Raw genomic sequence first — 23,014 nt, 5'->3', positions numbered from 1 at the left:
GATGCATGAGGATCCTTCGAAAGATCACTACCCGAAGAGAGAGTTGACATGAACGCCTAGGCGAGAATCGGATCAATGACGTGGCCGTGGACGTCGGTCAGACGGAAACGTCGTCCTTGGTACTTATACGTCAAACGTTCGTGATCGATGCCGAGCAGGTGCAGGATGGTGGCGTTGAAGTCGTGCACATGGACCCCGTTTTCGACGACGTTGTACCCGAACTCATCCGTTGCTCCGTAGGTCATTCCTGGTTTAACACCGCCGCCGGCCATCCACGTGGTGAAGCAGCGTGGATGGTGATCTCGCCCGTAGTTGTCCGGTGTGAGGACGCCCTGCGAATATGATGTTCGACCGAATTCACCACCCCAAATGACGAGGGTGTCGTCGAGCATGCCGCGTTGTTTGAGATCTTTGATCAACGCTGCGGATGCCCGGTCCGTCTCGGCGGTTTGTCCACGGATGCCTTTGGGCAGGTTGGAGTGTTGGTCCCATCCTTGGTGGTACAACTGGATGAACCGAACATCGCGTTCGGCCAAACGGCGTGCAAGTAAGCAGTTGGCGGCGAAGGTGCCCGGTTTGCGGGCGTCCTCACCGTAGGATTCGAACGTCGACTCGGGTTCGTCTGAAAAGTCGGTCACGCTCGGAACGCTCGCTTGCATGCGGAACGCCATTTCATATTGGGCGATTCGAGATTCGATTTCAGGATCGAGTTCGTTTTGATACTGATGCTGATTCAGTTTGTTGATCGCATCGAGTTGTGACCGGCGATGTGGCCGGGTGATACCGGACGGGTTTGATAGGTAGAGAACCGGATCGTTGCCACCACGGAACTGCACTCCTTGATACTTCGAGTCAAGGAAACCGTTGCCCCACAGCCGCGCGTAGAGCGGTTGACCGCCCTGGCCCGCTGATACGAGGACGATGAACGCGGGAAGGTCTTCGTTTTCGCTGCCGAGTCCGTATGACAACCACGAACCGAGTGAGGGGCGTCCGGCGATTTGCGAGCCGGTTTGGAACATTGTGATCGCGGGGTCGTGGTTGATCGCTTCGGTGTTCATCGATTTGATGAAGCAAACGTCGTCCACGATCTCGCGGTGGTGCGGCAGCAGATCACTGAGCCATGCTCCAGATTCACCATGCTGCGAGAATTTGAAGTGGGAACCGGCCAGCGGCAGAGAAGACTGGTTCACGCTCATGCCGGTGAGGCGTTGTTCGCCCCGCACGGCAGCAGGCAGTTCCTCGCCGTTCATTTTGTTAAGGATCGGTTTGTAATCGAACAGGTCTTGCTGCGCGGGGCCTCCCGATTGAAACAGGTAGATGACCCGTTTGGCTTTGGGGGCGAAGTGGGTTCCCGACATCGGCGACGGCGTATTGGCCGCCGGCGAAGGCGTGGGTGATGCCAAACCCGTTTTTCCCATCAGGGTTGCTAGCGCGGCGCTGCCTAAAGTTGTGCAACCGTTGCGAAGAAAGATACGGCGGTTGGCCGTCATCGGGTGTTGTTGATTTGCGTTGAATGAAATTGTCATGGTGGGGCCGCCTTTATCGTTTCCAAATGGTTGCGTCGAGGTTCAGGATGGTTTGGCAAACGGCAGTGGTTGCTGCGAGTTCGACCGGGTCCAAGTCGGTGTCCGGTTGGGATTCGCCGATTTTGATAAAGTCAACCGCCGCGTCACGGTTGTTTGCGAAGTACTCTCGTTCGCTCGTCAACTGGTTCACGAGGATCTCCAGCTCACGTTGATCCGGGTGCCGTCCGGTCAGACGCAAGAAGGCGTCGTCAATCCTCGCGGTCTCGTCACTCGTTGGGAGGACTTGCTCGGCCAACGCACGTGCGGCTTCGACGAACTGAACGTCGTTGAGCAACACGAGGGCTTGCAGTGGCGTATTGGTGCGAGACCGTTTGACTGAGCAGACCTCACGGGTGGTGGCGTCGAAGGTCAACATGTTCGGTAGTGGCGAGGTGCGTTTCCAGACCGAATACAGTGACCGTCGGTAAAGGGCTTTGCCGACCGACTGTTGATACGGAGGCGACATGCCGTTGGATTCTCGCCAAAGGTCTCCACCGGGCTGGTAAGGCGAAACCGGTGGCCCGCCGCGTGTGAGGTTAATCAGTTCCGAACTCGCTAAGGCGATGTCTCGGATTTGTTCAGCGGCGAGTCGGTGCGCGGGGCCTCGCGATAGCAAACGGTTGGTCGGATCGGCGGCGATCTTTTGCGTCGTGACCGCGGAGCTTTGACGGTAGGTCGACGACAGGACAATGTTGCGGCATAGCCGTTTGACGTCCCATCCGCTGTTTATGAAATCACGGGCGAGCCAATCAAGTAACTCGGGGTGCGTCGGCAAGTCGCCTTGCAGGCCGAAGTTCTCGGGCGTGTGGACGAGCGGATCGGTAAAGAAGTTGCCCCAGAATCGGTTCACCGCGACACGACCGGTCAACGGATGCGCCGGATCGGTCACCCATCGAGCCAACCCGAGTCGATCGTTGCGTGCGTCTTCGGGGAAGCCAACCGGCAGGCTCGAGAGAACGGCGCGTTCGACTCGAGTTTGTTCGTTTTTGGGTGCGTCGTATTGGCCACGGGCGAGCAAGTGGGCGGGGCGAGGTTCTTCCATCTCGTGCATGATCGGAACTTCATTCATGACTTCTTCCGCCATGACGTACGCATGACGTGCTTCGTTCAATGCGTCCCACGCTGTGCGGGCCGGTTCGTCGATTGCGGAGATGTAGGTCGCCTCCGATACGGGGAGGGGGGCTCCGGTCGCGAGATACCGTAGTTCGTTCTCGGTCAATGCTCGCGTATACAACCGAACGTCATCGATCAGACCGCCTGCGAGTCCGCGAGCTCGGAAACGTTGTCCGACGACAAACTCGCCTCCATGGTCGACTTTGACGTTCGCTGACTTTTTGATCTTGTCGCGAAGGACGGTGGTTTCGAGCGGCTCGCCGTTGAGGAACAACTGCAAACCAGCGGCCTTGGACGAACCGTCATACGTTGCCGAAATTTGCAGCCACTGATCGACCGGGATGCGTTCTTTGGTCCGCACACCGATCGCGTTGCCCGGCCAGACGCGATACATCCGCGATTCGAGGTAGCCGTCCACGAGCGTCAGGTCCCAACCGTTGTAGCCGCAATCGGTTCCGCGGGTGTGGTGGGCGATCAGGCTGCGTTCGGCCACTCGTTTGGTCTCGCGAAGAGTGATCACGAGTGAGAACGGTGTCCAACGGTCGAGCGGTTCAATGCCGGAGGTCGTGATGCCGCGTTCCCCGTCGAGAGAGAGTGCGAGCCGTGGGAGTGCGTTGTCCCCGCCTGGTTCCTCGAGGCGGTCGGCGGCCAACTCAGGATTGAGCCGAGGAATGGTGATGTCATCGACTGAGACGAGGTCCGGCATGGACGTCCAACTGCGATCGGATTGCGACGGATGATAGACGCTCTTGAGAGTCTTGTCGTAGTTTCGATCGAACGATAACGCGAGGCGTAGATCAGGCAGGCTCGCGGTGGCGGACGGGTTGGCTTCCTTCCATGTGACGTAGCGATCTTTCGCACGTTCGGATTCTTCCGCGTAGCGTTTTTCGGCGGCACGGAGTTCCTGTTGAGCTTGTTCGAATGCGGCTTGCTGTTCCTCGGTGGGCAGCAGCAATGATGGCGCTGGCACCTTTTCGGTTCGGTCGTATACGCCGCTTTCGTCGATCGAGTTGAAGTAAGCCGACAAGGAATAGAAATCCTTCATCGGAATCGGATCGTACTTGTGGTCGTGGCAGCGACAGCACTCAAGCGTGAGGCCGAGGATTGCGGTACCGAATGTTTGAACACGGTCGGCAACGTTTTCAATACGCCACTCTTCAAAGACGGCACCGCCCTCGTTGTTGAGCCGGTGGATTCGGTTGAACGCGGTTGCCAAACGCTGTTCGCGAGTCGGATTGTCGAGCAAGTCACCTGCGAGTTGCCAGGTAAGAAAGTCGTCGTAGGGAAGGTTTTTGTTGAACGCGTCGACGACCCAATCGCGGTACGGCCACTGGGTGTTGAGTTTGTCAGATTGATAGCCGTAGGAATCGGCATAGCGAGCCGCGTCGAGCCACGCGACGGCCATGTGTTCGCCGAACGCGGGTGATGCGAGCAGCTCCGCGACGGCAGTTTGGTAGGCGTCCTCGGTGTCTTTGGATACCGCCTTTCCAAACCGTTCGACCTGAGATGGTGTGGGAGGCAGTCCGGTCAGGTCGAGTGTTACCCGGCGAAGCCAAATCAACGGGGCGGCTTCCGGGGCGGGAGTCATCCCGGCTTCCCTCATCGTTTGCAAAACGAAACGGTCAATCGGTTGTCGGCACCACTCGTCTTGATCGAGTTCGGGGACGTCGACTTTCGCGGGAAGCGGTTTGAACGCCCAGTGTCCGTCGTACTGAGCCCCTTCTTCGATCCACCGCGCGATGGTTTGTTTGTCCTCGTCGGTTAACGACAGATTGGACGATGGAGGCGGCATCAAGAAGTCTTCGTCGTCGCTCGTGATGCGATCGAGAATTTCGCCTGACTCGATCGCGTCAATGGCGTCGTCGCGAACGTCCAACCGCAATCCGGCTTTCTGGTTCTCTTCGTCGGGGCCGTGACAGAAGTAACATTTGTCGGACAGGATCGGACGCACGTCGCGATTGAAATCAATGTCGCTACCCCGGGCGTGCGACCATCCCAGCATTGTGGCGGCCATTGCGAGGGCGATTGCTATCGTTCGAAGACGGTTTCTCAAAGTTTCAGCTCCAGGCGAAATCAGTAATCGGCAGTGTGCTCTTGGGGGCCACTGGTGCGACATTATTGACCGATGAACCGGTATTGTCTTGCATCAATACGTGATGGCTGTGTAAATTAGACGCATGGAAGATGCCGATGCGAGAAAGAAGTTCTTTGCCCAACTCGATGGATTTGAGCAGATGAACCAGCTATTCGAACTACTGCCGGGGGTTTCGTTCTTCGTCAAAGACCGGCAGGGACGGTTCATCGCGTTGAACCGTCGCGGGTGCGAATATTGTGGGGTTTCGTCACAGGATCAGGCGATCGGCCTTACCGACTATGACTTCTTCCCAAAGCAGCGTGCCGAAGAGTATCGGGCCGATGACGAGGTTGTGATGCGATCGGGCGAGCCGCTCGTCAATCGGATCGAGAGTGCTCCGGAATCGGAAGGGTCACCGCGTTTGGTGATGACGAGCAAAGTCCCACTGCGAAATCGACGCGGCGTGGTGATTGGGATCGCGGGGGTTTCGCGACAGATCGAGCAACTGCGCGAACAGTCGGCCGACGCGGATGCCTTTTCGTTAGTTGTTGAGCATCTGCATTTGCACTACGAAGAGGCGCTCACAACGTCGCAGCTCGCCGAGATGGCGGGATTGTCGGTGAGTCAATTCGAACGCCGGTTTCGCCACGCGTTCGGTTCCTCGCCACGACAGTATTTGCTTCGGGTGCGGGTTGAGAACGCCGCTCGTTTGTTAACGGAGACGGAGCAGACGATTTCGCAGATCGCACACGCATGTGGCTTTTTCGATCATGCTCACTTCAGCCGTAGCTTTCGACGGATCATGAACACGTCGCCGTCGGAATACCGCCAGCGTCAACTTGGTAAATAGGCAAGCGTTGTTTGTTCGCCGATTCGCGGCACCGTATCGGCGTGTTCGAAATCATCGATGGGTACCCGCGATGGAGTGCCGAGTATCGTTCGCCTGGCAACGTCCGGGGAGAGTGTGCGAGGCGATTGATGTCAGCATGCCGTTGTTTGACGAATGACGGTTGCTCTACGGTTATCCGGCGGCTTGGTAGTAGCCTGGATCGTCGATGTCGTCGCCGTCGAAGTCGCCCGCGATCGGTTGTGCATCACCGCTCGGCCGAGGCACTTGGATCTGTTTGTCGTTACCGGTGATACGACGGTCGCCATCGGTATCGATGATCCATAGGTCGCCACGGACGACTCCGATCTCGTCGATGCCGTCGCCGTTGAAGTCACCGACGATGGGTTCATCACCAGGACGCCCGAATGTCTTCGGTCGGTCTTTGCTGGTCCATCGACCGTCGCCGTCTTCGTCGAGCATCCATTGACCGCTGCGGAAGACACCGATCTGATCGATGCCGTCGCCGTTCCAGTCACCTGCGATCGGCGTGTCGACTTGTTCGCCGTATTGGAACACGTGATCGACCGCATCGGCGAGCCACTTCCCGTCTTCACCTCGCAGCAACAGACGTTGTTGTTTCTCTTCTTCGGTGAGCTCGCGGTGAACGAGGTCTTCGCGTCGGAGTTGACGTCGTCGATGGTTGGCTGGGTCAGGCAAGCCGGGGTCCTGTCGGATTCGTTCGGCATCGTTCTGCCAACGTCGACCAAAGATTCCGACGTCGTCTTTGCCGTCGCCGTCCCAGTCACCGACGACAGGTCGGTCGAGTTCGGTGCCGAGGCGAACCCACAAATCGCCCGCGTCCCACTGCCCATCGCCGTTGAGGTCGACAAACCATTGTCCGTTGATAAACAGCACGGCTTCGTCGACACCGTCGCCATCGAAGTCGCCCGTCAACGCGGTCGCGTCTTCGTGGCCGAGGCGGATTGAATCGTCACTGGTCTCGGCCGAGAGACTACGGGTGTTGGCCGAAAGGGGCTGCATCGTGTTCGCGCTGCTCGGCGTGATTTGCCAACGACCTTTCGATAGGTTGACTTCGAGAAGCACGTCCGGCAGTTTGCCAACGGCAGCACCGTTTGCGTCATCGGCACCACGATAGGTTGCCTGTTGGATTTGCAAACGTCCATCGCTCGATGCCATCATCGCCGACGCAGTGCCTTGTCCTCGGGGGAACCCGCCGTTGATCACGCTGAGGTGCCAACTGACTTCCCATTCGTCGTCGGCCAACATAGGCCGGGTGATGTTTTGTGGTTGCCAGTAGGCTTCCACGGGCACGACCGGATCGAAGGTTTCGATCGGCGTGATCGGTGCCTCGGGGGCAGGATCTTCGTCGGCCGGAGGTGGCACGACGGGCGGTTCTTCGATCACGATCTCGCTGAAGTTGTTGCTCGTGCTGGTTTGTCCCGGATCGACTTGGATGTTGAAAATCGCGTCGAACTTTGGATCGCCGCCTTCGGCCAATCTTGAGATAAAGGAATTGAGGGCACCGGGGTCGGGGAAGTCCGCGACATTGATCGCGAGGCCGCCGGTGGTCCCTGCCGTATCGAGCGAATCGACATAGCCGGTCGGTTGAGTTTGATACACGGAGTAGACGATCCGCGGGCGCAGGCCGGTGAACTCGTAGTAGCCGTTTTCGTCGGTGGTGACGCGGATTACGTTGGACGACGAGTTGCCGAGCTGATCGTTGGCCGGATCGATCGCAACGCCAAAGACGTCACGTAGTTCCAGGGTCACTCCGCCGAGGAGGGTATCATCGCTGGTGAGTTGCCCGTCGCGATAGTCTCGTAAATCCTCGGGATCGGGAGTGTCGCTAAGGACGAGCGCGTCGCCGTCTTGGAACACATAACCGGAAATGGTGACCGGCGGGACTTCGGGGAAGTTGTATTCGGTTCCGTGTTCGCCACCTTCGACATCGATCTCGCCGATCAAGTCGAATTGCAGCAGGCGACCGCCGAGCGTTCCGATGGTTTGCCCGCCGTGGAAGTAATCTTCGGGTTGATACTCTTTGACCTGATAACGACCGGGACGCAGGCCGGTGAATTCATAGCACCCGTCCGCATCGGTTTGTGTGGTTGCAATGACGTTGCCGGACTCGTCCCGCAGTTCGATCACGACGCCGGGGATCGGAGATTCGTTCTCGTCAAACTCTTGGTCGAGATCCAGGTTGCTCCAAACCTTCCCGGAGATCGTTGCCGGGGGCAGTTCGCAGAAGTCGTAGCGTGTCGCGGATTGTCCCGACGCCAAGGCGATTTGCGAGATCACGTCGTCGACCGAGTCGTCCCCGCCGCCGCTACCGGCGACTTGTCCGCCGTGGAAATAACCTTCGGGTTGAATCTCGCGAACCGTGTAGTTTCCTTTTTCAAGGTTCGTGAAACTGTAACTGCCGTCGTTCGCAGTCAGCGTGAACGCGATCAGTTGGTCTGCATCGTTGTAGAGTTCGACCCGCACGCCGCCGAGTCCAATCTCGTCGGGGTCTTGGAAACAATCGCGGTCAGTATCGACATAGACGACTCCGGAAATCTCCGACGGTAGCAACTCGCAGAAGTCGTAGTTAACTAGGCTCTCGCCCCATCCGACCGGGATGGCCGAAATGCGGTCGGCCATGGAGTCATCGCCTCCCTTGCTGCCGGCGACCTGTCCGCCGTGGAAGTATCCGGCAGGCTGCGTTTCGCGGATTTGGTATTCGCCTGCCCGCAGGTTCGTGAACGAATACTCGCCCAGCGAGTTGGTGGTCGTCGTGGCGACAACGGTACCGGTGCTATCGAGAAGCTCGATTAGAACGCCCGCGAGTCCTTCTTCGTTGCTGTCGCGGAAGCAGTCTTCGTCTCGGTCGACATAGACAACACCTGAAATCTCCGAAGGCAACACTTCGCAGAAGTTGTAGTTGGTCAGTGTCTCGCCCCATCCGACCGGGATGGCTGAAATGCGGTCGGCGATGGAATCGTTGCCACCTTTGCTGCCCGCCGTTTGGCCGCCGTGGAAATATCCTTCCGGCTGCGTCTCGCGAACGACATACTCGCCGGCTTCCAGGTTGGTGAACGAGTAGTTGCCATTGGCGTCGGTGGTCGTTGAGTCGACGACGTTGCCGCTGCTGTCGATCAGTTCGATCAAGACGCCCGCGAGGCCTTCCTCACCGCTGTCTCGAACGCAATCGTTGTCGCGATCGACGTAGACAATCCCTGAAATTTCCGCGGGCAGTACCTCGCAGAAGTTGTAGTTGGTTAGCGTTTCACCCCAACCGACCGGGATCGCTGAAATGCGGTCGGTGACCGAATCGTTACCGCCGTGGCTACCCGCGGTTTGTCCGCCGTGGAAGTAGCCGTCGGGTTGTGTTTCGCGGACGAGGTAATCTCCGGCGCGGAGATTGGTAAACCGGTATTCCCCGTTGGCGTCGGTGGTGGTGCTCGCGACAACGTTTCCTGACGAATCGATCAGTTCAATCAAGACGCCTTCGAGCCCTTCCTCGTTCGGATCACGAATGCAGTCAGCATCGCGGTCGACATAGACGACCCCCGAAAGGTCGGCCGGTGGGCGTTCGCAGAAATCGTAGTCCGTCGCGTTCTCGCCTGACGTGAGCGTCACTTGTTCGATTCGGTTGGTGCCGTCGAGCACACCGCCTGCAGAGCCGACCGTGGCGCCACCTTCGAAGTAACCTGCCGGTTGTTGTTCGACGACGCTGTACGTGCCGGGCAGCAAGTTGTCGAAATAATACATTCCCAACGCATCTGTTTGCGTCGTCGCGATGGTTTTGCCGCTTTCGTCCTTCAGTTCGATGACGACGCCCGCGAGCGTGGTCTCATTCGGGTCGAGTTCGCAGTCTTCGTCGAGGTCGACGTGAACACGACCGCTGATGGAGGCGACTTGGCGTTCGCCGAAGTCATAGTTGACTCCGTGCAAACCCTGCCGCAGCACGATGTCGACGAGCGAGTCGTTGTCGGCGCCAAGTCGACCGCTCTGCGCCGAACCAATCGTCCCGACGCGGTCCTTGCCGTCGATGTACCCGGATGGTTGCGTTTCGATGACCGAGTAGGTTCCCGGGGGCAAGTCATCGAAGATGTATTGCCCCTGAGAATCCGTCTGAGTGGACGCGACGATCGTACCGCTAGCGTCCACCAGGTCCAAGGAAACATTTTCGATGGCTTCTTCGCCGGTATCCCTGACACCATCGTTGTCACGGTCGTGGTAGACCTGTCCGGAGATCGATCCCGGGGCGGCTTCGCAGAAGTTGTAGGACTCACCCTGACCGCCGGATGGCAATTCGACGTGAGTGATCGTTCCGCCGTCCACCGCGGAACCGATTCCCACCAAGACGTTTGATGCGAGCGTTTGAATATCGCCGGGGTGCGCGCCGCCGTCGATCAATCCTTCGGGTGTGACTTCGACGATGCTGTAGACGCCTTTGTGAAGATCGTCGAATCGGTAGCTGCCGTCGGCACCGGTGTAAGTCGTCTCGACGACGTTGCCGTTCTCGTCGATCAGCCGGATTTCGACGTCCGGCAACGGTGTGCTGTCACCGTCGTCATGATCGCCGTCGCAATCGGCGCCCGGTGCGGCGAGGTAAACGAAGCCCCCAATCGAACCGAGCGGCAGTTCACCAAAGTTGTAGTTGATCCCCGCGTCGCCACCGTTGAGGACGACACCCACGATTTCGTCACCGGGATTCACGGCCGAACCGACCACACGACCCGAGATCGTTCCGGCGGCGTCTTTTCCGTCGTCGAGGTCTTCAGGTTGATCGACTTCAACGATCCGGTAGGTTCCCGGCATGACGTTGTCGAACTGGTAGGAGCCATCCGCCGCGGTGGTGGTCGTCAGGGTCGCTTGCGGTGCGATCGTGTCGATCGGTTCGAGGCGAATCAGGACGCCACCCAAGCCGACTTCGCCGGGGTCTTTGGTTCCCGAATCGTTGTCGTCGCGATAGACGAAACCGCCCACCGAGGCTGGGCGCGGGGTTTGCGTGACGCTCGCGACGGCGGCGGCCGAACGGTTCGGCAAACTCTCGGCCTCATCGCTTTCGTCCGGCGGCAGGTTCAGCCCAAAGTCGGCTTTAGGATCGCCATAGTCGTTCAGGAAGATCGAATCTGCGGACGCTTCGTAGTAGTTGGGGGCTTCGAAGACGGCTTCGAGGATTGAATCTTGGAATTCCTGTCCCGACGTGATCACGTCGAGGCGTTGGTTGAACTGTTCGAGGTCCTCCAGATTCCGCAGGACTTCGTCGACGTCGAGTGTGAAGACGAGTTGATCGCCCGCCTGGAAGTCTTCCGGGCGAAGGATCAATTCCTGACCGCCGTCGACGACCTCGACTTCGACCACCTCGGACTGACCGGGGACCAATTCAAAGCCGTGGAAACCGTTCTTACCACGCCCACCTGCCTCGGTGTCGAAAATGGGGTCACCAACGCTAATACCGTCGCCGTCTTTGTCGGTGATGATCCGCAGTTCGGTTAGCGTCGTTCCCGGCGCACCCCCGGTGAACGAGAGAATGAACTTGTCACCAGCCGAGTCGCTACCCACGTCGGTTTCGAGATAATCGGTTTCGAGGTAAACGACCCCGACATGAATCGGATCGGCCGCCATCAGGCGTCGCTCTTCGAGTGATTCGACTCGCATGTTCCGGGAGTGAACCCCGGGACGCTGCGATGAGGCGGCGATCAGTTTGCTCAGATGTCCACGGCGGGTGCGCACGCTCGTGGGCGACGGTTCGCGCAGTCGCGACCGCTTGCTGCTGGCAATTCCGAGTCCGCTGCAGATGTTTTCGATGTGTTTCCAGATCACGCCGGGCACCTCCCTGTGCCGCAGATTTCTCTACCGAGGGGTTGGGGTCAGACTGCCGTTGTCCGCGTCGTTTCCGAGAGCAATCTTGCTTTCGGGGCTCGCCATTTGAGCCAAATCCCAACGCCTGAGCGTTGCATCAAAGCCACCCGAAATCAGAGTTCCGTTGTTGACCACCAATGTCGAAATCGATCCGACATGACCGCTCAGAGTCGCCATCGGAAAGAGTCGCTGGTCGTCTTCGTTCAACCGCACCAGGTGAATTTCGTCATCGCTGCCGGCGGTCGCTAACAGATGGCTGTCCACGATCGCCAACGAAAACAGACGCCCCGAGGTGATCCGTTGTCGCGACAGCAGCGTTTGGCCGGCGGTGTCGAACCGCATGATCTCGCCGTCTTCGCCCACGCTCACGAGAACATTCGAGTTTGGCATGAACGCGATATCGCGGATGCGGGCGGAGTGAAGACGTTTTTCATTCAGGGTTTTTCCGGTCAACGGATCGAACAAATGAATGTGTCCATCACGCCCCGCCACGGCCAGCATGCGTCCGTCGTCGCGATACGCACAGCAACGCAGATCGACACAATGGCAACGGAGTTTCGGCATCGAGCTGACTGTTTTGCCGATCAAGAACACCTGCGAGTCAAACCCGACCGCGGCGATCTGTTTTCCCGAACCGGCAAAACGCACGCACGCGAGCGCGGGGGCTGAATCGATTTCTTGCAGGACGGTGAAATCGCGACGACGATCCCACAGAATCATCTGTCCGTCGTTGCCCGCCGACACCAATCGTGTTCCGGACGCGTCAAACGCCATCGTTCGGATCCAGTCAAAGTGACCGGGATTGGTGGATTTCTCGGATCCGCCTTCGCCGAGAACTCGCACGACGTCAAAGGTTTCCGCGTTCAAAATTCGAATGACGTGGTCGTCACCGGCGACCGCCAAGAACTCACCACGGGGGTCAACCGCGATCGCCGTCACAACGACCTGTTCAACTTCGTCGTCGACGGGAGGCAACCGGAACACGCGGGAAACGATCGGCGCACGCTCTTGAGCAACGCCGCCTCCGGCTTGAATGACCGCGGAAGGTCTTTCCGCTCCGGCGTGCCGGCAAACGCTTGACGCCGACGCCAATACGGCGACACCGAGCGTCAACGCACGTCGGCGCTGGACCCTGTTTTCAGAACGATCTCTCATGACTCCCCCCGGATTCAATTGCACGTGGCGCGCGAGTAAAGGCGCTCCAGTCGTTGTGATCGGCATCTTCGATCACCATCATGAATCCAAAACCGTCTCGCCGTTCAAAGCGACGCGTCCGGTTTCACGGTGAAACTGAGCTCGCCGATGCCAGCGAGCCATCGTGAAGAGCAGCGTTATCGATGCAGGACTTTGTCGGCAATGTGTCGTCCGATTTGCAGCGAGGCGGTCGCCGCCGGGCTCGGAGCGTTGATCACGTGCGAGACACGTCCGGTGGTTTGAATCTGAAAATCGTCAACGAGTTGTCCTTCGGCGGTCACCGCCTGGGCGCGGACGCCGGCCCGGCATCGGACCACATGTTCGGGACGGATTTCGGGAATCAATTTTTGCAACGCAGTGACGAACGCAGATTTCGAAAGCGATCGCCAAACCTCGCCGGCGCCCATCCGCCAGTGTTTTCGGGCGAGTCGTTGGAACCCGCGGTAAGACAACGAAGCCAGCAGTTCGCTCGGTCGCATCGTTGTCCAGTCGTAACCTTCCCTCGCGAGTGCCAAGACCGCGTTGGGGCCGCACTCAACATTGCCGTCAATCATCCGCGTGAAGTGCACACCGAGAAACGGAAACATTGGATCAGGAACCGGATAGATCAGATTCCGACATAGGTGCCGGAACTCCGGACGCAATTCGTAATACTCGCCGCGAAACGGAACGATACGGGCCGTCGGTTGGCTCCCGGCGAGACGCACGAGTTGATCGCTGTAGAGTCCGGCACAATTGACGACCCGGTCGGCTTCGATGGTGTCGTGGGCATCGCGTAGTGTGACGGAATTTGTGTTGGTTTCGATTTGACGGACCTGGAAATTGAAACGCACTTCGTTTCCCGAATCGGTCAAACGTCCCGCGAGTTTCCGGCAGACCTCGGGGTAATCGACAATGCCCGCCTCAGGAACGCGAATGGCGGCGACGCCACGGGCGTGAGGTTCGATCTCGCTGAGTTCTTTGGCGTCGATCTTCCGGCAATCGACTCCGTTGGCCACGCCACGCTGCAAAATGGATTCGAGACGTGAAACCTCAGATTCATCGGTTGCCACGATCACTTTGCCGCAAATTTCGAAGGGGACTCCGTTCTCCTGGCAGAACTGTTGCATGGCCAGTTTGCCGTTTCGGCATGTCGTCGCCTTCAGCGAGCCGGGGCGGTAGTAGATCCCGGTATGCAGCACGCCCGAGTTGCGGCCCGATTGGTGCAAAGCGGTTGTGTGTTCCTTTTCCAGGACCGTGATCCGAGTCCCAGGGGCCTTTTGGTGAATCGCGTACGCGGTGGCGAGCCCGACGATTCCGCCGCCAACGATGCAGATATCAGTCATTCGTGGTGCTCGCAGCAGGATCTCATCGAACGAACAGAAAACGATTCATTGGATTGTTGAGTCCTGAAACAATTGCGACGCGAAACAAAAACTTCCACGAGTGTGCACGTCGCCGAGACTCACAGCCAACCGTGCTCACGATACCACGACGCGGTCTGATTGAGGCGTGTCTGCAAGTCATTCTTTAATTGCAATTCACCGGCTCGCAATAACTTGCCCGGATCACATGCCCAACCGTTGGCGATCGCCTCGCGTGATTTATCCACTCCGAGAATATGCGGTTTGCCGCGAAGGTAGCTCAGTCCTTGGTTAATCATTGCGGTGGCACGGACGACGCGTGGTGGAACCTGGATGCAGCGAACCTTTGTCTTTCCGATCGCGCGACCGATCATCTTTCCTAGTTCGGCGTAGGTGACCGTTTCGGGATCACTGACGAAATAGACCCCTTGGCCGTATTCATCGGGCGTTGCTTCGCGAGCGTGTTCCAGGCAACCGGTTCGCGGTGAACAGCGTTCTCCATGCACGGCAACCGTCGCGAGGGTTTGAGCGAGGTCTTCGACGTGGATGACCGAGAACAATGACGGCCACCAACCGGGAACCAAATGCAAACCCATCGTTGAGATGGTACGGAACATCTCGAAACCGTCGCGGTCGCCGGGGCCGATCACAATCGGCGGCCGAACGATGCTGATCGGGACTTGATCGGCAAAAGCGGCGATCGCTCGTTCGCCGGCGAGTTTGCTGCGGCCGTAGTTGGACACCGGTTCGGTCGGGTCGGTTTCGCGGCGAACGCGGTAGCGACCGAGACGATACGTTTGCGGGACATCTTCGCCCGGTTTCATTGCAACCAGCGGTCCGCCGGCGGCGAGTGAGGAAACCGCCACGAGTGTTGGCGGCGTTTGCGCGTCGGCACAGGCCTTGGCGAGCAATCGCGAACCGCTCTCGTTGACATCCCACAGTGTTTTCTTGCGGAGTGCTTTGGTGGCACCGGCGAGGTGAAAGACAGCGTCGGTCCCCTCGACCGCACGCTGGAGCGATTCCAGATCGGATAGCGATCCTTCGGTCAGCTCGAAGCCGTCTTGCTCAAAGGGTGCTTTATTCGATGTCGGCCGAACAAGGCAACGCACATCCCAACCGATCTGCCGCAAATACTTTGCCAGGTGTTGTCCGATGAAACCGCTCGCGCCGGTTACCAAAGCCTTTCGAGTCATGATTGTTTCCTAAACAGTTGCATCCCTGATCCGAGAGACTGCGAGGAACCGGGCGATGGTTGTGGTCCGGTGTCTAGAGAGGTCGTTTCACGGGATAGAAAATCGGACATGTCCGAGTCGTTGCGGATGGGTGGTGAAATATTGGAGGGCGAAGTCGCACGTATTCAGTTTCGATAAAAGTCAATCCAACTGATGGTGAGTTCTTCCGGAGACTCAGCTATCAAGGCCGGTGGAACGGTGAATTCGAATATGGGGACGGTGATTGTTTTTGAGGGCTGTGTTTTGTCGGTGTGTTCGTGCTCGGCGCGTTTGATATTCATCCAGTAAGGACTCTTGGCATCGAGCCGTTCCTTTTCGTCCCCGTGTTGCCAGGAACGAATCGAACCGTTGCTCGAAACCGAGGCGTGGAGGGTGAGCGTTCCGTTGCTGAGTTGAAGTTTTTCCATCCCACGCAAATGCAGACGAACGGTCATCCGTTGGGGCCATGCCGGATCTCGCCGACGCACCTTGGCGTTACCGATTCCCCGCGGACTCTGCAGTGACAACACGACCGACGAGTCGTCTTGAGTCACGCGAGCCGAGTCGTCGGAATTACGCAACGTGATGTCAAAGGTCGGAGGAACGACGTCGGCGGCGCCGACTACCGGGCAACAGGCCGTGGGGACGATCAGGAAGCACAGTCCCGCAGCGGCAGAAAGCAAGATCTGAAATCGCATCAAACGCTTTCTCCGTGAGGGCGGGGCCGACTGTCCTGAAATCGACGTTTCATCGTACTCGTCGACCAACTTTTTAGAACTGGTTATCGACCATACATATTGTCGCAGTGAGCAAACCCGTCCTGCCGGTGCGATCTGTCGGGGTGATGGACCGAAAAACCGTGCGGACGCAGAGATTCATCCCATTCGGAATTGCTGCCGCCGGTGTGCTAGGAACCTACCCGACAGACCGGTGAATTGATTTGCCGGTGTGCGATGGGCCCTTTCGTCACGTATCAACCCTTGGTCACGTATCAACGGTCGCGGACGTCAACTTTCGGTTGGACAGCGAACTCTCAGTTGGACAGCGACTCGACGAAATCCGCGAGACGCTTGGGGTCGGCCCCTTCCACCTTTTCGAGGTCGCGAAGGATTTTCACCGATTCGGCACGGTGGCCGGGGGTGGCTTTTTCAGAGATGGACTGGAAGACCGCTTTGGCGGCTTTTCCTTCCGGGGATGACACGTCGAGTTGGAAGGGGGCGAGTGCATGAGCCACGCTCAGCGGGACTTCTTCAAACGTGTATTCGTATTGGCGTTTGTTGCGGTAGAGCGTGATCTCGTCGGCGCTCGATCGTTGCACCAAGAACGTCATCGTGTCGGTCAGTTTGATTTCGTTGCCGGAGACCAAGTCCGCCATCGCTCGTTGAATCGCGCCGCGGTAGTAAGTCGCTAGATCGGCGAACTGATAAAGCGTTTCGGCGGTTTGTTTCTGAGTATCGGTGGCAGCCTTTTCCTCGGCCGTTTCGGCGAGCGACTTCATCGCGGCCCAATTCCGTTGGACGATCGCGCTTCGTGAAGCGGTGATCGCCTTTTCGGCGTTTTCGATTTCCTGCGGTGATGGTGGTTGAGGTGTGTCGGGCGTGGAGTTCGCGAGAGGCGTGGCAGAATTCGGTGGGGGCTGCCCGTTGGATGGCGCCATCATGGATCCTGGCGCCGGGTCAGGTGCGGAGTCCATCGAAGAATCGGGCGTTGCCATCGCGGGCGCCGACCCGGCCGTGTCGCTCATGGAGGGACCGGACGGTTGGCCCATGCCAGGGGTTTCCTCGGCAGTGCTGCCTGTCATCGAAGCGTTTCCTGTCATCGAGTCGCTGCTGGATGCATTTGGCATCGATGGTAGGTCAAAGTCGGGACCGCCCAGGTCGGGGCCTTCAACGCGGCCCTGCCGGGGATGTGTCATGACACCGTCGTTATCAATCGGACGGGCACGCGTGCTCTGCGCCGGACGACTTGGGGCATTTTCCGTCGCTGCGTTGATGGCGAACCCGTTGTCGTCGTTGACGACAACAATGCCGCCACCGTTAAGAAAGACGAACGCAAATCCACCGACGATGAGTAGTAAAAGGCCGAGAACGAGTGACCCAAAAACTAGATTGCCGGTCGAGGAACGCCGACGGCGAGACGTTCGTCGCGATTGAATTTGCGGCCGAGTGTCGATTTCGGCCGACGAATTCAGTTCGGGAACCGGTCGCGGAGAAACCGGAACCTGGGGCGATGTGGACGTGTCGACCGACGGAGAATCGGGAACGCTGACGGCGCCAGCGGATGCCGCAGGTTGCGACGCGATGGCCGAGTCCGGTGCCTGCGCGGGCACAGATGCGGGCGGCTGTGAGCTTTTTTTCGCCGAGGGCAAAAGAGCGGCGAGAGGATCGACGGGCTCTTTCGGTTCCGAAGTCACGTCGTTGACGATGCCGTACTGAGCGTCGAGAGCGGCCTTTTGGTCCGGATCACACAGTATTTTCTGAGCAGCTTGGACCGCTCGGGCGGCTTTTTGCCAGACTTCGGCCGAGGTAGATGCCTTCGATTTCTTGAGAAGGCGAACTCGGTCTTGGATCGCCGACTGGATCTTTTGAGGATCCGGTTCACCCAGTTCCAGCCCCATAATTTGGTAGGCGTTGGGACGGGTGACTTCGGCAGGCAAGCCCAGTAATTCGTGAATAGAAGGACTGGGCATCGCGTTTCCACCCAAAAGCGTCGATTCGTGGAGGTTGAATAGCAGACCCAAATTTAATCGAATCGACGCATCTCAGTGGCCAAACGCAGCAATTATTTCTTGCGGTGACGAATCTTTGCCCGCATTCGTCGTTTCTTTCTTCCCACTTTGCGACGGCCTTTTCCAGTTCTCTTAGTACCCACCTAGTTCATTCTCCTCGTCTGATTTTTGGACAAAATTCGGACAAAATTGGTATTTTGATTTGCGAGGAGTTACTGCCTCCCCAACATGCAAGGCACGTAAGCGTAGCAGAACACGTGTTTCAGGCAAGGCGGAAAGCGAGGTGTGTGCGTCCGACCGTTCGTCGGCGCCGGAATGATCAGCCCGAAACGTTCCACGGCAGGTCAATCTGGCCGGCCCGCCACTGGGAGATGAACTCCGGAAGGCTCGGCAAGACATTGGAGGCTTTGGCGATGTCGTCCGGCGTCATCCAGTGGATTTCGGATACCTCTTCGGGATTCGGTACGGGTTCCGCCTCATCGTTGATGTTGGCGATCCACCATGCGAGCCTCGTTCCCCAGGGCGTCACGCTGCGGTGGCACAACCGAACGGGTTCCACATCGACGAGAATCTCTTCCTGCATTTCGCGAATGAGGGCTTCCTCTTCGGTTTCTCCCGCTTCGATACCTCCTCCAGGCAGACAGAGTTTTCCTGGTGCGTTGACGGTCATGGACCGGCGAATAATCAGCAGGCGGTCTTCTCGAAACATCACACCGATCACACCGCGTTTACGGCTTCGGTGCGGTGAGTTGGAGGAGTGTGGGGAGTATGACATGAACGTGCTTTTATCAATCCGGCTATGGCGTCGGCAACCCGAATTCGTGGGCCCCCGTTTGGGAGATAAGCAAAATTGCAAAATTTCATCAAGAAATTGATCGCGGACGGTCGATCCAACGGGTGTCGTTAAAGTTTGCCCAAGCCGCCACGTCTAGGCAACCGGCAATGACGCCCTCCGCAGACACCCCCAGTCGCTCGCAGAGTCGAATCATGCATCCTGACCAACCGTCCAACGCCAACCACTCGAGTGCCTTTGTGATTGCTCGCATCCCGAGAAACGTTGTCGCGATTCTGCCGACTCGGTGCCTATTGGCCGCGATTGCATTGTTGCCTGTTTCGTTGACCGGTTGCTCTGTCTTCCCCGCCGGCGGGATGAAGATGCCAGCGATCAACATGCTCGGAACTGGATTGGCCGCGGAGGCCGAGGCTCAACAGGAAAACTATGTTCCTGTCGGTGCGTCCGCTACTTTGCCATCGAGCACGTTCACGCAGGAGGCTTACCAAGCCGTCCGTAACGCCAAGGCGAACAATTCGATCGTATTGCAGATCTTGGATGCCGAAGAGCCGATTCGCGTTTTGCCTCTGCCGACGTCCGAGAACGGGACCGGACAGAGCGTGTTCGTCAGCACATTGTTGAAACAGACCGGCGTCCTGAAAAAACTCGGCAAAGCACAGGCGGCTCTCTACCGTTCATCACCTACCAGTTTCGAAGGGGTGAGAATGGATGTGCTGTTTGTCGAACGTGCTCCGGAACAAGTCCGTCCTGAATCGGACTACGCGTTGCGTCCAGGCGATCGTATCGTGATCGCGAAAGACACCCGCATGGGCATGGAAAGCCTGATCGACATGGTACTGGATCGATAGACTCGGTCTCGGTCGAAGCGTGGCGGCCGGAGGTGGCTGAGTTCTCGGCGTAGTTGGCGAATCACGAACTCGTACTTCCGAGGCAGGCAGGTTTTTCGGGCAGGCGGTAGTGGATCTTGTTAAAGATCCTCATGCACCAGGATCTTTAACAAGATCCACTACCGGAAATGACGCTGATAAAAACTACTCGGATTCGCCAGGCTCTCCGCAGACGTCTTGGAGAGCCCCCGCGACGTGGCGTGGCACCCAGACCGACAGCACCACGGCGGCGGCGACCGAACAGCCGATGCCGGCGAACTTTGCCATCCCGGATTCATCGGGAGAAGCGGCAACCGCGCCGCAGTAAACCCACAACCACTGCGGGATCGATGCGAGGACGGCGGCGACCGCATAGGGAATTTGTCGAGCCGAGGCGGCTCCCATCGTGTAGCTGATGATCGTTGTTGGCACGGGGGTTAACCGGACGGCGAGGTGAAACCCCAGTCCACCCTGGTTTGCCATCGTGCTGATCCGGTTCAGAAGACGCTGCCGGGAAGAAACGGTGGCCGAAGGATTATCGTTGTCGATGCCGCTTGTCGCCTCGGGAATGCTGCTTGGGTTTTCTTCCTGACGGGAGCGGTTCGCAGGCAATGTCCACTGACCGATATGGTAGTTCGTCAGCGCCGAAATCAGTGCGGTCGCGGTCAAAATCCACGCACCATCAAACCCGCCAAACAGGCCTCCCGCGGCGATCGAGATGATTGTTTTGGGGACAAACAGGCACATCAAACCTGTCCCGAGCACCATGAAGCCGATCGGTCCGGCGGCGCGAGAAGTTTCCAACAGGTGTTGGGCTGCCGCGATGGAGTTCCCCGTGGCCAGCCAAGCCAAGGCCGTTGCCAGGATCGCGATCGGAATCAGCCGTCGTCTTTCCGAGAGTGCGAACGTGATAGGATTCATCGCATGAATTGGGTGATGACCAGCGAAATACCGAAGTCGTTGACGCGTGCGACACCGATTGAACGATCGTCCCCACGCACCGATCTCAATCAAACAACATAAACCATCGCCGCGATTGGAAATGCGCCGCTTCGATGAGCTTTGCGTTATCAATCCGGCAATCACGCCGGCACCTACGCCAGAAACCGAATGGGCGAGTCCGCTGTGTGCCTACGGAGTTTCTGTCGTGTTTGCTTCTTCGTGTCGGTATTCGGGACGAAGTGCGAGGACACGTTCGAGTTCGAGGTCTTCGAGTTTGAGTCCGTGAACGGCGACGATTCGGGCGATGTCGGCGATCGCGGAAACGCCGAGTTTTCGGCCGATCGAGGCTTTGTGTTGTTCCACCGTCCGAGGGCTTCGATACAGTTTTCTCGCCACATCCGGGACGCTGTATCCGTGTCCTAGTAGGATCAAGACTTCGAGTTCACGCTTGGTCAATTTTGATAACGGCCCGAGATCGAGAAAGCCGCTCACGACGCTCTTTTCGTTGGATTCGCCGGACGTCGTGCCATCGCGTTTCGTCATCGCGGCAACGTACCGAGGTTGGTCTTCGCCACGCATCGGAAGAATCGTCGAAACCATCCGGCGACCGTTGTAGAGGTGATCCACACGGAGAGGTTGCTGGGTTTGAAGGACTTCGCTGATCCACTGCATGCGTTCGTCAGCGAATTCAAACTCGAAGACGTCGCTGAGTGTTTTGCCTCGAAAGTCAATTGCGGGATCGACTCCGAAGATCGCCGGCGTGCTGGTGCTGTAGTCGACAATCTCCCCCTGTTCCGAGACGATCACCAGACCCAGATCGGGATCCTGGTCGAGGAGTTTGACGAAATCAATATCGCTCAAATCGGGACGTGTCACGTCGCTCTATCCTTCACTTCTGTCGCAGACGATCCGCGACCGACAGGTGCTCGTCGAAGAGCAACCGTGGCGTGCATGATCGTCGTCTTGGATGATCGATGGCGGGTGGCCATCTCATGATATGGGGCTACAGCGGTGATGTTAGTTGCCTGTCGAGAGGCGGACGTCCGATTCACCCCGTTGCATCGTACCGGCTGGCTACGACGCGAGTGCATTGTTTCGGCCCGTCGCCGTCAAAATGCTGCCAAGGTTTTGCGAGCCGCGTCGATCGTTTCGTCGATGATCGCCTCATCATGCAAACGGCTGAAGAACAACGCTTCGAATTGGCTGCACGGCATGTAGACACCCTCCCCGATGAGGCCCCAGAAATAGCGACCGAACGCGTCTCGATCGCAGCGATCGGCTTGGTCCCAACAGGTGACCGGATCAGGGTTGAAAAACAGCGTCATCATGCTGCCGACTCGGGCGACGGTGTGAGGGATTCCGGCATCCGAGGCTGCCGAAGACAGGCCGGCGGCCAATCGCTCGCCCATCTTTTCGAGTGCCTCATAGGGCGGTGACTTTTTGAGGATGTCCAGGGTGGTCGATCCGGCGGCGACCGCGACCGGGTTGCCGCTGAGCGTTCCGGCCTGGAATACCTTACCGGCAGGCAGGACCTGATCCATGATGTCTTTCCGGCCTCCGTACGCGCCCAACGGCATACCTCCACCGACGATCTTGCCCAGTGTGGTCATGTCGGGTGTGATTCCGAAACGCTCCTGAGCCCCACCGAAGGCAACGCGGAATCCGGTCATGACTTCGTCGAAAATCAGAATCGAGCCGTGCTGGGAAGTAAGGTCACGCATCGTTTGCAGGAACTCCATCGTCGGCACGACACAGCCCATGTTGCCGACGACCGGTTCGAGAATCACCGCCGCGATCTCGTCACCTTGCTGAGCGAACGCGTTTTGGAGCCCACTGACGTCGTTGTAGGACAACACGATGGTGTCCGCGGCGGCACCGGGGGTGACGCCGGGTGAATCCGGTGCGCCGAGGGTCGCTGCCGCACTGCCGGCGGCGACCAGAAGTGAGTCGACGTGTCCGTGGTAATTTCCCGAGAACTTGATCACTTTGTTGCGTCCCGTCGCACCACGGGCGACTCGCAGGGCGCTCATCGTCGCTTCAGTGCCGCTGTTGACGAGGCGGACTTTTTCGATGCTCGGTACCGCTTCGATGATCTGTTCGGCGAGGCGGGATTCGGCTTCGGTCGGCGCGCCGTAGCTGGTGCCGCGGGCTGCCGCCTGGGTGATTGCCTCGACGACTTCCTCCTGCGCGTGTCCGAGAATCATCGGTCCCCATGAGCCGATGTAATCGATGTAGCGGTTGCCATCGAGGTCATAGAGATAGGCCCCTTCGGCACGAGCGATGAAGAGCGGTGAGCCACCAACTGCACCGAACGCACGAGCAGGCGAGTTGACACCGCCGGGCATCAAATGGGTGGCTCGCTCGAATGCGGAGTGGCTGCGGGGATGAGACTGGGCAGCGGTGTTCGACGTTAGCATCAGGGGCTCTTCGGTCAACGGTGAGGCAGGGATGTGTGGGGAACTGCGGAAATGTCCGGCCGGTACTC

The 23,014-nt window shown here is 58.4% G+C and carries 14 protein-coding genes; 2 read left to right on the top strand and 12 right to left on the bottom strand.

The annotated features are described in order from the left end of the window. Positions 1–56 precede the first annotated feature (56 nt). Positions 57–1,526 (bottom strand): DUF1501 domain-containing protein, encoded by a 1,470-nt coding sequence (locus tag RSSM_RS02485; protein WP_008674135.1) that lies wholly within the window; start codon positions 1,524–1,526, stop codon positions 57–59. Positions 1,527–1,539: 13 nt separating this feature from the next. After that, positions 1,540–4,692, bottom strand: coding sequence for a DUF1553 domain-containing protein (locus tag RSSM_RS02480; protein WP_008674133.1), 3,153 nt, complete (start codon positions 4,690–4,692; stop codon positions 1,540–1,542). Positions 4,693–4,855: 163 nt separating this feature from the next. On the opposite strand from RSSM_RS02480, the gene RSSM_RS02475 reads away from it, so the two are divergent. Beyond that, entirely contained in the window at positions 4,856–5,602 is a 747-nt protein-coding gene (locus RSSM_RS02475) for an AraC family transcriptional regulator (protein ID WP_008674131.1), read from the top strand. A gap of 171 nt (positions 5,603–5,773) precedes the next feature. Here RSSM_RS02475 and RSSM_RS02470 read toward each other — a convergent pair whose 3' ends face one another. The 7 genes from RSSM_RS02470 to RSSM_RS02440 form a co-directional block, all read right to left on the bottom strand. Beyond that, complete coding sequence (locus RSSM_RS02470) at positions 5,774–11,248, bottom strand: MSCRAMM family protein (RefSeq protein WP_390174038.1); 5,475 nt, start codon at positions 11,246–11,248, stop codon at positions 5,774–5,776. A 195-nt stretch (positions 11,249–11,443) separates the two neighbouring features. Further along, a complete protein-coding gene (locus RSSM_RS02465; RefSeq protein WP_008674128.1) occupies positions 11,444–12,607 on the bottom strand; it encodes a WD40 repeat domain-containing protein in 1,164 nt (387 codons plus the stop codon). Positions 12,608–12,783: 176 nt separating this feature from the next. Then, positions 12,784–13,971: an L-2-hydroxyglutarate oxidase gene (gene lhgO, locus RSSM_RS02460; protein WP_008674126.1), complete on the bottom strand. Its 1,188-nt coding sequence runs from the start codon at positions 13,969–13,971 to the stop codon at positions 12,784–12,786. A 119-nt stretch (positions 13,972–14,090) separates the two neighbouring features. After that, positions 14,091–15,182 (bottom strand): NAD-dependent epimerase/dehydratase family protein, encoded by a 1,092-nt coding sequence (locus tag RSSM_RS02455; RefSeq protein ID WP_008674124.1) that lies wholly within the window; start codon positions 15,180–15,182, stop codon positions 14,091–14,093. Between the two features lie 164 nt (positions 15,183–15,346). Then, positions 15,347–15,898: a hypothetical protein gene (locus RSSM_RS02450; protein ID WP_008674123.1), complete on the bottom strand. Its 552-nt coding sequence runs from the start codon at positions 15,896–15,898 to the stop codon at positions 15,347–15,349. 335 nt (positions 15,899–16,233) lie between these two features. Then, positions 16,234–17,889, bottom strand: a complete 1,656-nt coding sequence (locus RSSM_RS02445) for a hypothetical protein (protein WP_144059515.1) — start codon at positions 17,887–17,889, stop codon at positions 16,234–16,236. Positions 17,890–18,247: 358 nt separating this feature from the next. After that, the gene (locus tag RSSM_RS02440; RefSeq protein WP_044300697.1) at positions 18,248–18,703 is read right to left on the bottom strand and encodes an NUDIX hydrolase; all 456 of its coding nucleotides are present in this window, start codon (positions 18,701–18,703) and stop codon (positions 18,248–18,250) included. A 167-nt stretch (positions 18,704–18,870) separates the two neighbouring features. Here RSSM_RS02440 and RSSM_RS02435 point away from each other — a divergent pair, with 167 nt between their 5' ends. Next, complete coding sequence (locus RSSM_RS02435; protein ID WP_236620895.1) at positions 18,871–19,569, top strand: hypothetical protein; 699 nt, start codon at positions 18,871–18,873, stop codon at positions 19,567–19,569. A 183-nt stretch (positions 19,570–19,752) separates the two neighbouring features. On the opposite strand, the gene RSSM_RS02430 is transcribed toward RSSM_RS02435, so the two are convergent. From RSSM_RS02430 to hemL, 3 genes are all read right to left on the bottom strand, one after another. Continuing rightward, complete coding sequence (locus tag RSSM_RS02430; protein ID WP_044300718.1) at positions 19,753–20,508, bottom strand: TVP38/TMEM64 family protein; 756 nt, start codon at positions 20,506–20,508, stop codon at positions 19,753–19,755. Positions 20,509–20,718: 210 nt separating this feature from the next. Next, complete coding sequence (locus tag RSSM_RS02425) at positions 20,719–21,405, bottom strand: PAS and helix-turn-helix domain-containing protein (RefSeq protein ID WP_008674116.1); 687 nt, start codon at positions 21,403–21,405, stop codon at positions 20,719–20,721. A 233-nt stretch (positions 21,406–21,638) separates the two neighbouring features. Further along, the gene (gene hemL, locus RSSM_RS02420) at positions 21,639–22,946 is read right to left on the bottom strand and encodes a glutamate-1-semialdehyde 2,1-aminomutase (RefSeq protein WP_044300716.1); all 1,308 of its coding nucleotides are present in this window, start codon (positions 22,944–22,946) and stop codon (positions 21,639–21,641) included. Between the last annotated feature and the right edge of the window lie 68 nt (positions 22,947–23,014).

This window comes from Aporhodopirellula sallentina SM41, assembly GCF_000346505.1.
In the GTDB taxonomy this organism is placed as follows: domain Bacteria; phylum Planctomycetota; class Planctomycetia; order Pirellulales; family Pirellulaceae; genus Rhodopirellula; species Rhodopirellula sallentina.
This window is presented reverse-complemented; position numbering and strand designations above follow the sequence as displayed.

What these genes read in the sequence shown, in the direction of transcription:
- RSSM_RS02445 (WP_144059515.1), bottom strand. Translation starts at nt 17,889, where the DNA reads ATGCCCAGTCCTTCTATTCACGAATTACTGGGCTTGCCTGCCGAAGTC.
- lhgO (WP_008674126.1), bottom strand. Translation starts at nt 13,971, where the DNA reads ATGACTGATATCTGCATCGTTGGCGGCGGAATCGTCGGGCTCGCCACC.
- RSSM_RS02480 (WP_008674133.1), bottom strand. Translation starts at nt 4,692, where the DNA reads ATGGCCGCCACAATGCTGGGATGGTCGCACGCCCGGGGTAGCGACATT.
- RSSM_RS02455 (WP_008674124.1), bottom strand. Translation starts at nt 15,182, where the DNA reads ATGACTCGAAAGGCTTTGGTAACCGGCGCGAGCGGTTTCATCGGACAA.
- RSSM_RS02465 (WP_008674128.1), bottom strand. Translation starts at nt 12,607, where the DNA reads ATGAGAGATCGTTCTGAAAACAGGGTCCAGCGCCGACGTGCGTTGACG.
- RSSM_RS02470 (WP_390174038.1), bottom strand. Translation starts at nt 11,248, where the DNA reads ATGCGAGTCGAATCACTCGAAGAGCGACGCCTGATGGCGGCCGATCCG.
- RSSM_RS02450 (WP_008674123.1), bottom strand. Translation starts at nt 15,898, where the DNA reads ATGCGATTTCAGATCTTGCTTTCTGCCGCTGCGGGACTGTGCTTCCTG.
- RSSM_RS02430 (WP_044300718.1), bottom strand. Translation starts at nt 20,508, where the DNA reads ATGAATCCTATCACGTTCGCACTCTCGGAAAGACGACGGCTGATTCCG.
- hemL (WP_044300716.1), bottom strand. Translation starts at nt 22,946, where the DNA reads ATGCTAACGTCGAACACCGCTGCCCAGTCTCATCCCCGCAGCCACTCC.
- RSSM_RS02440 (WP_044300697.1), bottom strand. Translation starts at nt 18,703, where the DNA reads ATGTCATACTCCCCACACTCCTCCAACTCACCGCACCGAAGCCGTAAA.
- RSSM_RS02435 (WP_236620895.1), top strand. Translation starts at nt 18,871, where the DNA reads ATGACGCCCTCCGCAGACACCCCCAGTCGCTCGCAGAGTCGAATCATG.
- RSSM_RS02485 (WP_008674135.1), bottom strand. Translation starts at nt 1,526, where the DNA reads ATGACAATTTCATTCAACGCAAATCAACAACACCCGATGACGGCCAAC.
- RSSM_RS02475 (WP_008674131.1), top strand. Translation starts at nt 4,856, where the DNA reads ATGGAAGATGCCGATGCGAGAAAGAAGTTCTTTGCCCAACTCGATGGA.